13 protein-coding genes are annotated in these 13,254 nt (G+C 68.2%); 1 reads left to right on the top strand and 12 read right to left on the bottom strand.

All coding sequences use genetic code 11. The features are described 5' to 3' along the window. Positions 1–43: 43 nt before the first annotated feature. The 5 genes from J2S76_RS10080 to J2S76_RS10100 all read right to left on the bottom strand — a co-directional run bounded on the left by J2S76_RS10080 (position 44) and on the right by J2S76_RS10100 (position 6,027). On the bottom strand, positions 44–1,366 hold the full coding sequence (locus J2S76_RS10080; RefSeq protein WP_307060039.1) for a TRAP transporter large permease: 1,323 nt from the start codon (positions 1,364–1,366) through the stop codon (positions 44–46). Beyond that, entirely contained in the window at positions 1,363–1,869 is a 507-nt protein-coding gene (locus tag J2S76_RS10085) for a TRAP transporter small permease (RefSeq protein ID WP_307060040.1), read from the bottom strand. The genes J2S76_RS10080 and J2S76_RS10085 overlap by 4 nt, the downstream gene beginning before the upstream one ends. 133 nt (positions 1,870–2,002) lie before the next feature. Beyond that, positions 2,003–3,025: a TRAP transporter substrate-binding protein gene (locus J2S76_RS10090; RefSeq protein WP_307060042.1), complete on the bottom strand. Its 1,023-nt coding sequence runs from the start codon at positions 3,023–3,025 to the stop codon at positions 2,003–2,005. Between the two features lie 102 nt (positions 3,026–3,127). Next, positions 3,128–4,651 (bottom strand): malonate--CoA ligase, encoded by a 1,524-nt coding sequence (locus J2S76_RS10095; protein ID WP_307060044.1) that lies wholly within the window; start codon positions 4,649–4,651, stop codon positions 3,128–3,130. Positions 4,652–4,659: 8 nt separating this feature from the next. Beyond that, positions 4,660–6,027, bottom strand: coding sequence for a malonyl-CoA decarboxylase (locus J2S76_RS10100; RefSeq protein ID WP_307060045.1), 1,368 nt, complete (start codon positions 6,025–6,027; stop codon positions 4,660–4,662). A gap of 160 nt (positions 6,028–6,187) precedes the next feature. Here J2S76_RS10100 and J2S76_RS10105 point away from each other — a divergent pair, with 160 nt between their 5' ends. Further along, positions 6,188–6,853, top strand: a complete 666-nt coding sequence (locus tag J2S76_RS10105; protein WP_307060047.1) for a GntR family transcriptional regulator — start codon at positions 6,188–6,190, stop codon at positions 6,851–6,853. Positions 6,854–6,866: 13 nt separating this feature from the next. Here the strand turns inward: J2S76_RS10105 and J2S76_RS10110 are convergent, their stop codons facing one another. The 7 genes from J2S76_RS10110 to J2S76_RS10140 form a co-directional block, all read right to left on the bottom strand. Beyond that, positions 6,867–7,085 (bottom strand): hypothetical protein, encoded by a 219-nt coding sequence (locus J2S76_RS10110; protein ID WP_307060049.1) that lies wholly within the window; start codon positions 7,083–7,085, stop codon positions 6,867–6,869. Position 7,086: 1 nt separating this feature from the next. Then, positions 7,087–8,697, bottom strand: a complete 1,611-nt coding sequence (locus tag J2S76_RS10115; RefSeq protein WP_307060051.1) for an MFS transporter — start codon at positions 8,695–8,697, stop codon at positions 7,087–7,089. A gap of 30 nt (positions 8,698–8,727) precedes the next feature. Next, positions 8,728–10,593, bottom strand: coding sequence for an amidohydrolase (locus J2S76_RS10120; RefSeq protein ID WP_307060053.1), 1,866 nt, complete (start codon positions 10,591–10,593; stop codon positions 8,728–8,730). Positions 10,594–10,622: 29 nt separating this feature from the next. Then, positions 10,623–10,901, bottom strand: coding sequence for a XapX domain-containing protein (locus J2S76_RS10125; RefSeq protein ID WP_307060055.1), 279 nt, complete (start codon positions 10,899–10,901; stop codon positions 10,623–10,625). 162 nt (positions 10,902–11,063) lie between these two features. Continuing rightward, the gene (locus tag J2S76_RS10130) at positions 11,064–11,900 is read right to left on the bottom strand and encodes an alpha/beta fold hydrolase (RefSeq protein ID WP_307060057.1); all 837 of its coding nucleotides are present in this window, start codon (positions 11,898–11,900) and stop codon (positions 11,064–11,066) included. A gap of 141 nt (positions 11,901–12,041) precedes the next feature. Continuing rightward, positions 12,042–12,695, bottom strand: coding sequence for a hydrolase (locus J2S76_RS10135; protein WP_307060060.1), 654 nt, complete (start codon positions 12,693–12,695; stop codon positions 12,042–12,044). Positions 12,696–12,791: 96 nt separating this feature from the next. After that, positions 12,792–13,166, bottom strand: a complete 375-nt coding sequence (locus tag J2S76_RS10140; protein WP_307060061.1) for a response regulator transcription factor — start codon at positions 13,164–13,166, stop codon at positions 12,792–12,794. Positions 13,167–13,254: the final 88 nt, after the last annotated feature.

The raw sequence follows: 13,254 nt of genomic DNA on the forward strand, positions 1-13,254 counted from the left end.
CGGCCGCGCCTGCCGGACGTGATCAGGCTGGCAGGGACCGCCCTCACAGCGGGCCCATGACATAGGTGGGCAGCCAGGTGGCGATTTCCGGGAACAGGCTGAGAATGACGATGCCCATCAGCATCAGCACCACATAGGGCACCGATCCGCGCAGCACCTGCTGGGCCGGCACCTGCGGCGCGATGGCCTTGACCACGAACAGATTGAGCCCGACCGGCGGGGTGATGAGGCCGATCTCCATATTGATGGTCAGCACCACCGCGAACCAATAGGGGTCGAAGCCCGAGGACACGATGATCGGGTAGAGCAGCGGCGCCGACATCACGATGATGGCGACCGGCGGCAGGAACATGCCGGACACCAGCAGGAACAGGTTGATCAGCGCCATCAGCACCCAGCGATTCACGTCGAGCCCGGCAATGGCGGCGGCGACGGTCTGGGTGATGAACAGCGAGGACAGGGCGAAGGCGAAGAGTTCCGCCGACGCCATGATCATCATGATCATCACGCTTTCGCGCAGGGTGGAGGAGAAGATCTCGAAGATCGGCTTCGGCTGGAACAGCCGGTACATGATGATGACGACGCCGAGCGTGAGGAAGGCGCCCGCGCCGGCCGCCTCGGAGGGCGTGGCGACGCCGCCATAGAGCACATAGAGCGTGCCGACGATGATGATGAGGAAGGGCGTGACCTTGGGCAGGGCCGCAATCTTCTGTCCGAAGGAAAAACGCCGGCCCCGCGCGTCGAAATCGAAATTCTTGCGGCGGCAGTCATAGAGCGCCCAGGCCATGAACATGGCGGTGAGCATCAGGCCCGGCATGACGCCGGCCAGGAACAGCCGGCCGATCGAGGTCTCGGTGGCGATGCCGTAGACGATCATCGTCACTGACGGCGGAATGAGGATGCCCAGCGTGCCGCCGGCGCAGATCGAGCCGGTGGCGACCGAGGCGGGGTAGCCGCGCTTGAGCATCTCCGGGATGCCCATCTTGCCGATGGCGGCGCAGGTCGCCGGGCTGGAGCCGGTCATGCCGGCGAAGATGGCGCAGGCGCCGATATTGGACAGCACCAGCCCGCCCGGCACCCGGTTGAGCCAGCGGTCCAGCGCCTCGTAGAGATCGCGCCCGGCCGGGGTGGCGGCCACCGCCGCGCCCATCAGCACGAACATCGGGATCGAGACATAAGCGAGGTTGGCGATGCCGGCGAACATGGTCTCGGCCAGCACCTCGAACACGCCGATGCCGTTCGCCATCAAGAGCCCGCCAATGGCGGTGAGGCCGAGCGCGAAGGCGATCGGCATGCCGGTGGCGAGCAGCAGGAACAGCAGGCCGATGATGAGCCCGCCGGACAGAGTGGGGGAAAGGCTCATCATGCGTGACCCTCGGCTTCATAGGCGCCGCTCAGGCGGCGGGCCAGCTCGGCGAGATATTGCAGCGACAGCAGCGCGAAGCTGACCGGCAGCGGCAGCAGCGGAATCCACAGGGTGATGGCCGCGACCGTCGAGGTGCGCCATTCGTTGACATAGGCCTCGTGAAAGAACATCGCGCTGGCGATGGTCATCAGCACCGCGAAGGTGAGGCCGAGCAGCGCGCCAATGATGCCGAGAGCCCGCCTTGGGCCGGGCGGCAGCGCGATCTCGATCACGTCGACGCCTACATGGCCGCGGGTCTTGAGCACATAGGGCGCGCCGAGGAACATGGCGGCCGTGGCGGAGAACACCACGAAATCGGTCTGCCAGATGGTGGGGGCGCGGAACACGTAGCGCAGGAAGATCATCTCGCAGATCACCAGCATCGCCGCGATGAGCAACAGCCCGGCAAGGAGGGCCGCGACTTTGGAGAGAAGATCGACCGCTCGCAGGAACAGGCTGACCATGGGGCGCTTTCGCTTGTCGAAGGGAGGGGGCGCGGCGCGGGGACGACGCCCCCGCCTCATCGCGGGGCTGCGCCCTCACAGCTTACGCAGGCCAAAGTCCCGCGGCGCCCGGCGGGGCCGCGGGACGGGCGGGTTACTGGACGGACAGAGCCTTCTTGATCAGCTCGTCGCCGCCCTTCACCTTCTCGGCGAAGTTCTTGTAGGAGCTTTCCTGCGCCACCTTCAGCCAGGCGTCGTAATCAGCGGCGGACATTTCCACCACTTCGACGCCCGCCTTCTTGTAGGTGTCGATCAGCTTCTGGTCGCCCTTGCGCACTTCCTTGGCGAACCAGGCCTGCGCCTTCTTGCCGGCGTCGAGCAGCGCCTTCTGCTGCGCCGGGTTGAGCCGGTCGAAGGACTGCTTGGACATCAGCACCGGTTCATACATGAACCAGATCGCGTTCTCGCCGGGCGCGGTCAGGCACTTCACCTGCTCGTAGAGGCGGTAGGAGACGAAGCTCTCCGAGGAGGTGTTGGTGGCGTCGAGCACGCCGGTCTGCATGCCGGAATAGATTTCCGAGGACGGCATCGAGGCGATGGAGGCGCCGGCGGCGGCGAGCATCTGCTCGAAGGCGGGGCCGGCGGCGCGCGTCACCTGTCCCTTGATGCTGTCGGGCCCGGTGATGCAGCCCTTCTTCGAGGCGAAGGCGCCCGAGAGCCAGGCATCGGCGATGACGAGGGCGCCGTTCTTCTCGATGAGCGCCTTGATCTCCTGCATGAAGGGCGACTCGTTGAGGCGGTCGGCGCGGTCGAAATTGCGCACCAGCCCCGGCATCAGCGTGGCGGAGAATTGCGGCACGCGGCCCGAGGCATAGTCGAGCGGGAAGGAGGTGATATCGAGCTGGCCCTTGGTGACCGCCCCCCACTGCTCGTTCGCCTTGAACAGCGATGAGCCGGGGAAGACCTGGATCTTCAGCCCGACATTGGCCGCCTCGACGTCGCGGGCGATCATCTGCACCATCTCGTCGCGGGGATCGCCCTTGCCGCCCGGGAACTGGTGCGAGGCGCGCAGGGTAATGTCCTGGGCGAAGGACGAAGTAGCAAGGGCGAGGCCACCGGCCAGGCTGAGGGCGCAGCCAAGGGTCAGGGCGCGCGCAAGGCGTCGCGATGCGTTCATGGTTTCCTCCGTGTCGCCGCCTTCCGGCGGACTGTTGGCGTTTCCTCGGTATCGTCGCGTCGGGCGGTTGATCCGCCACCTTGTCGCGTTTTCCGCAGCCGGCTAGGCACTCCGGCGGTAGATATCCTTGTAGCTGTCGCGCAGGATGTTCTTCTGCACCTTGCCCATGGTGTTGCGGGGCAATTCCTCGACGAAGAACACCCGCTTGGGCTGCTTGAACTTCGCCAGCCGGCCTTCGAGCGCCTGCAGCACGGCCTGCTCGGTCAGATCAGCCCCCGTGCCGGCCACCACCACGGCGGTGACGCCCTCGCCGAAATCGGGATGCGGCACGCCGATGACGGCGCTTTCCACCACGCCGTCAATGGCGTCGATCTCGCCCTCGACCTCCTTGGGGTAGACGTTGAAGCCGCCTGTGATCACGAGATCCTTGCCGCGGCCGACAATGCTGAGATAGCCGCGCGCATCGATGCGGCCGAGATCGCCGGTGACGAAGAACCCGTCGTGAAATTCGCTCGCGGTCTTTTCCGGCATGCGCCAATAGCCCTTGGTCACGTTCGGGCCCTGCACCTCCACCATGCCGATCTCGCCGGCCGGGAGTTCGGCGCCGGTGGCGGGATCGGTGATGCGCAGGGTCACGCCCGGCAGGGGAAAACCGACCGTGCCAGCGATCCGCTCGCCGTCATAGGGGTTTGAGGTGTTCATGCAGGTCTCGGTCATGCCGTAGCGTTCCAGAATGGCATGGCCGGTGCGCTCGCGGAACGCCCGGTGCGTCTCCTCCAGTAGCGGGGCGGAACCGGAGACGAACAGGCGCATTGGCGCGGTCGCCGCGCGTGTGAGGCCCGGCTGGTCGAGCAGGCGGGTGTAGAAGGTGGGCACGCCCATCAGGCAGGTGGCGCGCTCCATCAGCGCGATCGCCTCGCGCGGGTCGAACTTGGCGCGGAAGAACATCGACGCCCCGCTCAGCAGGACGATATTCACCGCCACGAACAGGCCGTGGGTGTGGAACAGCGGCAAAGCGTGAATCAGCACGTCCGCCTCGGTGAAGCGCCAGCATTCTTTCAGCGCCTGCGCATTGGAGAGCAGATTGCCATGGCTGAGCATGGCGCCCTTGGCGCGGCCAGTGGTGCCCGAGGTGTAGAGGATGGCGGCAAGGTCGTCCGGCCCGCGCGGCACGTCGTCGAAGTCAGACGGGAACCGGGCGGCGGCGTCCATCAGCGAGCCGGCGCCCTCGCCATCCAGCGTCTCGACGGCGGCCACGCCGAGCTCGCCCGCCAGCGCGCGGGCCTCGGCCTCGATTTCCGGCCGGCAGACAAACAGCGCCGGCTCGGCGTCACCGAGGAAGTACCTGACCTCGTTGAGGGTGTAGCCGGTGTTGAGCGGAAGGTAGACCGCGCCGGCGCGCACCGTGGCGAGATAAAGGGCGAGGCAGGGCCAGGATTTCTCAACCTGCACCGCCACCCGGTCGCCCGGCTTCACCCCGCGCGCGACGAGAAGGCCGGCGAGCCGGGCGGAAAGCGCCAGCATCTCGCCATAGGTGACGGCCGAACCGTCCGCCAGCAGGGCCAGCTTCTTGTCGAGAGAGGGGGCGGCGGACGCCAGGGCGGAGAACAGATGATTGTCGGACATGACGCTTTTCAGGTGACGGGGACGAGGGCGCGGGAGGCGGGATCGACCTTGAGCAGCTTGCGCACCTGCGTGCTCGCGACGATCGCGCCTTTTCCGGCGAAGGCTTCGTGGTTCTTCTCGATATCGGCGGGGGTGTAGCGGTAGTTCACCATCAGCCCCACCGCCTGGGCGAGGCCCTTGGGCGAGAGGTCGCCCATCGGGTTGATGCGCTCCAGCCGGGCGCCATTGCCGAGATGGAAGCGGGCGACCGGATCGACCGGCGTACCCTTCGGCGTGCGGGCGGCGAGGAAGTAATAAGCGGCAATGGGGGCGAGCACGCCCGCCAGTTCCTCGCGCAGTTCCGGCTTCTCCGCCCAGTCCGGCGCGTCGAGCGCCTCCAGCGCCTTGCGGTCGGCGGCGGAGAGCACAACGCTCTGTTCGGCCCGGCGCTCGGCCTCCAGCCATTTGCGGAACCCCGGCACCGGCGAGAGGGTGACGAAGGTGGTCAGCGCCGGCAGTTCGCGGGCGATTTCGTCCAGCACCTGCTTGATGAGGAAATTGCCGAAGGAGACGCCGGCAAGGCCCTTCTGGCAGTTGGAGATGGAATAAAACACCGCCGTGGTGGCGTCCTGCGGCCGCAGCAGCGGCCGGGCCGGGTCGAGGATCGGGAAGATCGCGCCGGGGCTTTCCTTCATCAGCGCGACTTCGACGAAGATCAGCGGCTCGTCGACCAGCGCCGGGTGAAAGAAGGCGTAGCAGCGCCGGTCCGGGGAATCGACCCGCGCGCGCAGGTCGTCCCAGTCGCGGATGGCATGCACCGCCTCGTAGCGGATGATCTTCTCCAGCACATTGGCCGGGGTCGACCAGTCGATGCGCTTGAGCACCAAGAAGCCGCGATTGAACCAGGAGGAGAACAGGTGCGCGAAATCGCGGTCGACCTCGGCGAGGTCGCGCCGGCGCACCATCGCCTCCATCAGCTGCTCGCGCATCCGCACCAGCGAGAGCGTGCCGCCCGGCGCGAGATTGAAGCGGCGAAAAAGCTCCTGCCGGCGCGGCTCGCTGGCCCGGTGCAAGTCCGCGACGGCGGAGGGCACCTTGCGGCCATAGGCCTCGATCGCGGCGGCGAGGCTTTCGGGATCGGGGCCGAATTTCTCGGCCAGCACCTCGAAGAAGGCGATCGCCTCGCCGGTCTTCATATGGGCGTAGCGATCGAGAATATCGGCCGCGAGGGCGACGCCGGAGGCTTCGCCGCGCCCGGACAGCAGCGTCTGGCAGCGCTCGGCCAGCGTCTCCACCCGCGTCGCCCCGCTCACCCGGTGCGAGCGGTCGAGCAGCGTGCGTCCGCGCTCGGCGATGGAGGCCAGCAGGTCTGCCACGAAGGAGGTGTTCGATCCCATGGCCGTTCCAGCGGTGGAAATTTGCCAATGGCCACGCCGGAGCGCAGCCCTCTGTATGGAATGATGACGGAATTGCATCGCCAGTCAACCATCAAGTATACAAGATGATGCCTCTTGCATTGCAGCACGGGAAATGGCTTTCTCTGCGCGGAGGTATGCCGTGCGTGGTGAACAGACGCCGAGGCTTCGCGAAGCCCTTGAGGAAGACATCGTCGCCGGGCGGCTGCGCCCGGGGCAACGGCTTGACGAGGCTGGTCTCGCCGAGCGCTTCCATGTCTCCCGCACGCCGATCCGCGAGGCGCTGATCCAGCTCTCCGCCTCCGGCCTCATCGAGATGCGGCCCCGGCGGGGGGCCTATGTCGCGCTGCTCGGGCCGCGCGAGCTGGTCGAATCCTTTGAGCTGATGGCGGAGATCGAAGCCTCCTGCGCACGGCTGGCGGCGCAGCGGCTGGGGCCGGCGGACCGGGCCGCGATCTCAGAGGCGCATGTCGCCTGCCAGCAGGCGGTAACGGCGGGCGACGACGACGCCTATTACCCCGCCAACGCCCATTTCCACGCCGCGATCTACGCGGCGACGGGCAACCGCGTGCTGCGGGCCGAGGCGACACGGCTGCAAACCTCCCTGCAGCCCTATCGGCGCCTGCAACTGAAAGTGCCGCGCCGGATCGCCACCTCGCTTGCCGAGCACGAGGCCATTCTGGAGGCGCTGCTCGCCGGCGACGGTGCCAGCGCTGCCGAGCGAATCCGGGCCCATGTGCTGGTGCAGGGCGAGCGCTTCATGACGCTGCTGGCCGCCCTCCAGCAGGAAGCGCAGATGGCGGATTGACCGGGGCGACGCCCTAGGCCTCCGGCCGCGCCAGCAGCAGATGGGCCGAAGCCTCGATGCGCGCCGTGGTGCTCCGGATGATCTCAAGAGCGGCCGTCGCCTCCCGGCTCGCCGCCCCCGTTCGTGCGCGCCAGCGCCGATAGGCCTCCGTCGCCAGTGTCGCCGCGGTCAGCGCCTCGATCAGTTCGCGCAGCGCCGGCTCTGGCGGCTCGCCCTCTGATCGCGCGCCCATCTCACCCTCCCCGCCCCGCCGGGACCGCGAGCAGGTGCCGCACCACCGGCGGCCCCTCGATCCGGTGGAAGGCGCGCACCTGCTGCTGCACATCGGCATCGGCCTGCGACACGCGGTGATGCTGGCGCAGATGCTCGGCCCAGGATTCGACCATGAACCATTCCGTTATCAGCGTCGGCTCGGCCGCATCCTCCATCACGCCCCAGGAGGTGGCGCCGTCCCGCCGGCGGGCGTGGGACAGCCGTTCCAGCACCTTCAGGAAAGCGGGCCGGTCTTCGCTAGCGATCTGGTACTCGATCAGCACCAGCACCGGCCCGCGATCGCCCGGCACGGGCTGGGCGAGCAGCGGCTCGGGCCAGTGGTTGGACGGCGCGAGGTCGCTCTCGCCCCTGGGCAGGGCGATGCGGTGCACGATGAGGCCCGACAGCACCAGCCCGGCGGCGGCCACCCCTAGCGTCGCGGAAAGGCCGATCTCCTGGGCGATAAAGCCCCAGCCAAGGCTGCCCCCGGCCATGGCGCCGTTGAACACGGTGAGGTAGACGGCGAGCGCGCGCCCGCGCACCCAGTTCGGCAGGATCGCCTGCGCCGTGGCGTTGAGCGTGGTCAGGGCGACGATCCAGGCCGCGCCCATCACCAGCAGCACCAGCACCGCCGCCGCTTTGGGCGGACCGAGGGCGAGCGCGATGGAGGCGGCGCCGGTGGCCAGGGCGGCGGCGAGCATCAGCCCGTCCGGGCTCAGCCTCTCGCGCGCCATCGGCAGGGCCAGCGCGCCGCCAATGGCGCCGACGCCGACCGAGCCGAGCAGCAGGCCATAAAACGCGGCATCCCCCGCCAGCAATTGCCGCGTCACCAGCGGCAGCAGCGCCCAGACGGCGCTGGCGAAGGCGAAGAACACGGCCGCGCGCAGCAGCACGACATGCAGTTCGCGGCTGGAGCGGGCATAGCGCAGCCCGGCCCGGAACGCGCCGCCGAAATGCTCGGTCAGTTCGTCCTGCGTGTTCGCCGGCCGCTTCCACCACAGCAGGGCAGCGATCACGATGAGGTAGCTGGCGACATCGGCGCCATAGGTCACGGCCGCGCCGAAGGCGGCGAGCAGCAGGCCGCCGACGGCGGGGCCGATGGAGCGGGCGATGTTGATGCCCAGCGAGTTGAGCGCCACCGCGCTCTTCAATTCGCCGCGCGGCACAAGTTCGGGCACGATGGACTGCCAGGTCGGCCCCATCAGCGCCGCGCCGATGCCGCCGACAAAGGTGAGCATGATCAACCCCGACACGGTGACGAGGCCGCTCGCCGACAGCAGCATCAGCGTGGCGCTGACGCAGCCGAGCATGATCTGGATGAAGATCAGGAATTTGCGCCGGTCGAGAATATCGGACAGTACGCCGGCCGGTATGGCGAGCAGGAAGATCGGCAGCATGCCGGCCGCCTGAACGGCGGCGACGGCGGCGGGCGAGGCGGAAAGGTCAGTCACCAGCCAGGCGCTGGCGACATCGCGCATGAAGCTGCCGGTATTGCCCAGCACGGTGGCCGCCCACAGCACGGCGAAGACCGGGCGCCGCAATGGCGCGAAGCTGCCGGCGGGCGGCGCAGGTGACGCGGTGGCTTTGCTCATTTCGTCTCCTCCTCGCGCGCCCGGCGCCTGTCAGACCGCCCAGCAGGCGCAGCCGAGCGCACCCCAGAAGCCGGGCGCGTCCGAGGTCGGCACCTCGGCCTGCCAGGCCCCCGCATGGGCATGGCCGTGGACGTTGCATTCCCTCGCGCAGCCGCACAGCCGGGCGAAGGCGTGCCGGGTGGCGCCCGCTTCCGCGCGTTGCTGATAGCCGCCGAAGGTGCGCACCGGCGACCAGTCCGGCATCGCCGGCGGCAGCTCGGGGGCGAGGTCCTTGAAGTCGCCGGCGCCATGCACCGGCGTGCCGCCGAGCAGCGTCAGAACCGAGCTGATGTCGGCGATGGCCTCGTCCGGGACAGTGAAATAATCATCCGACAGCACGGCAATATCGGCCAGCTGGCCGGCGGCGATCTGCCCCTTCTTGCCCTGTTCATTGGAGAACCAGGTGTTCTCATGCGTCCACAGGCGCAGCGCCGCCTCCCGGTCCAGCCGGTTGGCGGCGGGGTAGAGGGCGAGCCCGCCCACCGTCCTGCCGGTGACCAGCCAGGCGAGCGAGACCCAGGGATTGTAGGAGGCGACGCGGGTGGCATCGGTGCCCGCCCCCACCTTCACGCCCATATCAAGCATGCGCCGCACCGGCGGGGTGCGCTCGGCGGCGCGGGGGCCGTAGCGCTCGGTGAAATACTCGCCCTGGAAGGCCATGCGGTGCTGCACCGCGATGCCGCCGCCGAGCGCGGCGATGCGCGCGATATTGCGGTCGGTGATGGTCTCGGCATGGTCGAAGAACCAGTTGAGCCCTTCCAGCGGCACATCGCGATTGACCTTCTCGAACACGTCGAGCGCGCGCGAAATGGTCTGGTCATAGGTGGCGTGCATCCGCCAAGGCCAGCGGTTCTCGGCCAGCAGGCGGATGACGGGTTCGAGGTCGGCCTCCATGCTCGCGGGCATGTTGGGGCGCTCGACCCGGAAATCCTCGAAATCGGCAGCGGAATAGACCAGCATCTCGCCGGCGCCATTGCTGCGGTAGAGGTCGTCGCCCTGGCCGGGCGTCACCTGCTTCGCCCAGCCGGCGAAATCGGCAAGCTCCTCCTTCGGCTTCTGGGTGAAGAGATTGTAGGCGATGCGCAGGGTGAGCTGCCCCTCGCGGTGCAGTTCCTCAATGATCGCGTAGTCGTCCGGGTAGTTCTGGAAGCCGCCGCCGGCGTCGATCACTCCGGTGACGCCGAGCCGGTTCACCTCGCGCATGAAATGGCGGGTGGAGTTCTTCTGATATTCGACCGGCAGCTTCGGCCCCTTGGCCAGCGTCGAATACAGAATGGTCGCGTTGGGCTGGGCAAGCAGCAGGCCGGTGGGGTTGCCCGCGCCGTCGCGCGCGATCTCGCCGCCGGGTGGGTTCGGCGTGTCCCTGGTGTAGCCCACCGCCCGCAGCGCGGCGGCGTTGAGCAAGGCGCGGTCATAGAGATGCAGGATGAACACCGGCGTGTCGGGGGCGACGGCGTTGATCTCCTCCAGCGTCGGCAGGCGCTTTTCGGCGAACTGGTGCTCGCTGAAGCCGCCGACCACCCGCACCCATTGTGGCGCGGGGGTGTTGTCGACCTGCGTCTTCAGCATCTCCATCGCGTGGCTGAGCGAGCGCACGCCGTCCCAGCGCAGCTCCATATTGTAGTTCAGCCCGCCGCGGATGATGTGCATGTGGCTGTCGATCAGGCCGGGAATGACCCGGCGCCCACCAAGGTCGATGCGCGCCGTCGCCTCACCCGCCAGCGCCATCGCCTCTCGCGCGGCCCCGGCGAACAGCACCTTGCCGTCCTTGATCGCCACCGCCTCGGCCTGCGGGTTGGAACGGTCGAGCGTCGTGACCTTGCCGTTGAACAGGATCAGATCGGCGGTCTCCGGCATGGTCGCGGTCTCCAGGGTGAGGTGGCGTGTCAGGAACCGGGAGGCGCCTCGTGGCCCTCGCTGGCGCTGGCCTTGCGGCCCGGCAACTGGCCGAGCACATGGTTCGAGCAATCGGCGAGGCCGATGGCGGCGCGCAGACGATCGCCCTTGAGAAGGTGGCGGGCGACGGGCACCAGCTGCTCGCCGATGAGGATGCCGAACAGCCCGACCAGCGCCACGACAGGCGGGGCCGGCGAGCGGACATTGATGAGGCTGTAGACAATGCCGACCAGCAGGCCGGCGGCGAGCGAGGCGAGATAGAGCTTCATCACTTGCCCTCCTGCGGGGCGCCGCGCGTAAGGCGCTCCAGCGGCCGGAGCCCGCATGACGGCCGCTGGAGCGGGGCACGCAAGCGCTCTGGCCTGCGGCCCGATGCCGTGCGTGCCAGCGGGACGTGGCACGCCCCACGCCGGGGCGAGGCGCGCCTGGGCTCAGCCCTTGATGAAGGCGAGCAGGTCCGGGTTGATCACCTCGGCATGGGTGGTGAGCATGCCGTGGGGGTAGCCCTCATAGACCTTGAGCGTGCCGTTCTTCAGCAGCTTGACCGCCTTCAGCGCGGAATCGGCGATCGGCACGATCTGGTCGTCATCACCATGCATCACCAGCGTCGGCACGCTGATAGCCTGGAGATCCTCGGTCTGGTCGGTCTCGGAGAAGGCCTTGATGCCGTCATAGTGCGCCTTGGCGCTGCCCATCATGCCCTGGCGCCACCAATTATTGACGACGCCGGGATAGACCTTCGCGCCCTCGCGGTTGAAGCCGTAGAACGGGCCGGCGGGCACATCGAGGAAGAACTGGGCGCGGTTGTCGGCGGTGGCCTTGCGGAAGCCGTCGAACACGTCGAGCGGCAGGCCCTCCGGGTTGGCGTCGGTCTTCAGCATCAGCGGCGGCACGGCGGAGACCAGCACCGCCTTGGCGACGCGGCCGGCCGGCTCGCCATGTTTGGCGACATAGCGGGCGACTTCGCCGCCGCCGGTGGAATGGCCGATATGCACGGCGTTCCTTAGGTCGAGATGCTCGACCACGGCGAAGGCGTCGGCGGCGTAGTGGTCCATGTCGTGCCCGTCGGAGACCTGTGCCGAGCGGCCATGGCCGCGCCGGTCATGGGCGACGACGCGGAAGCCGTTCTGGACGAAGAACAGCATCTGCGCGTCCCAATCGTCCGACGACAGCGGCCAGCCATGGTGGAACATGATCGGCTGGGCGTCCTTCGGACCCCAGTCCTTGAAGAAGATCTCGACGCCGTCCTTGGTGGTGAGGGTGGTCATGGCAGGAGCTCCGTGAGTGGCAATGGTTGCGGCGAAAGCGGGAGCAAGCGGGCCGAGCGCGGAAAGGACCGCGGTCGCGCCTCCGATTTCAAGGACGGCCCGGCGCGACAGCGGCAGAGACTGCCCGCTCATGGCTTCACCTCAATGACCTTCGGAGGCGCCGAACATGGTCTTGGCGTAGGTGATGCCCAGCCCATAGGCGCCGCCGAATTTCTTCGCGATCCCGGTGGTCATCTCGTAGCTCCCGGTGCGGGCCCAGTCGCGCTGCAGCTCCAGCAGATATTGCAGCGCGGTCATCGGCCGGGCGCCGGCCTGGATCATCCGCTGCAGGGCGCGTTCATGCGCCTCGCCCGAGACATCCCCGCAGGCGTCGGCGATGACGAAGACCTCGAAGCCCTGGTCGAGGGCGGAGAGTGCTGGTCCGACGATGCACACGCTGGTCCACAGGCCGGCGAAGACGATGCGGCTTTTGCCGATCTCGTTCACCCGGGCGATGACGCCGGCATCCTCCCACGTGTTCATCGAGGTGCGATCGAGCATCGGCTGGCCGGGAAACGCCTCGGTGATCTCCGCGAACATCGGCCCAGAAAAGCTCTTCTCCGCCACCGTGGTGAGGATGGTCGGGACCTGGAAGCCGGCGGCGGCGCGGGAGACCAGCGCCGCGTTGTTGCGCAGCTGCACGGCGTCGATCGAGCTGGTCGCGAAAGCCATCTGCGACTGGAAGTCGATCAGCACCAGAGCGTGGTTATCGGGATCGAGGAGTTCCTTGCCGGGGGTCGGAGTGGCGGTTGGCATTGCACATCCCTGCATGATGAGGCCCGGCGCGAGTCGTAGGGCGCGGGGTGCGGGCGGAACAATTGTGCGCGGGAAGGATGTAGGTTGGCCCTGGGGCTAGGTCGGCCCGCTTTGCCCGGTCGCGCGGCGCAGGCAGGCGAGCAATTCCTCCGGCACCACCGGCTTGGCGAGATAGCCGTGGAACCCCGAGCGCAACGCCCGGCGGCTCGTCGCCTCGTCGGGATAGGCGGTGACGAGAATGGTCGGCACATCGATGCCTTCCGCCCGCAGGCGGCGGTGGAGCACGATGCCGCTGAAGTCCCGCAAACGTATATCCGCCACAAGCACATCGACCGATCGCGCCTGCTCCGACGCCAGGAAGTCGGCCGGATCGGAAAAGCACAGCGGCCGGTAGCCGAGGGCATCGACCAGGCCGCCCAGGGCCGCCAAAGCTGCGGGATCGTCGTCGACGATGGCCACTGTCTTGCGCATGCCCGGGACGGGTCCATCGCGCCGGACGGCGGGTGGCCCGGCGATGGTCGCGAGCTTTGCCGGCCGGCCCGGTGCGCCACAATTGGCC

Source organism: Ancylobacter vacuolatus (genome assembly GCF_030813595.1).
Lineage (GTDB): Bacteria > Pseudomonadota > Alphaproteobacteria > Rhizobiales > Xanthobacteraceae > Ancylobacter > Ancylobacter vacuolatus.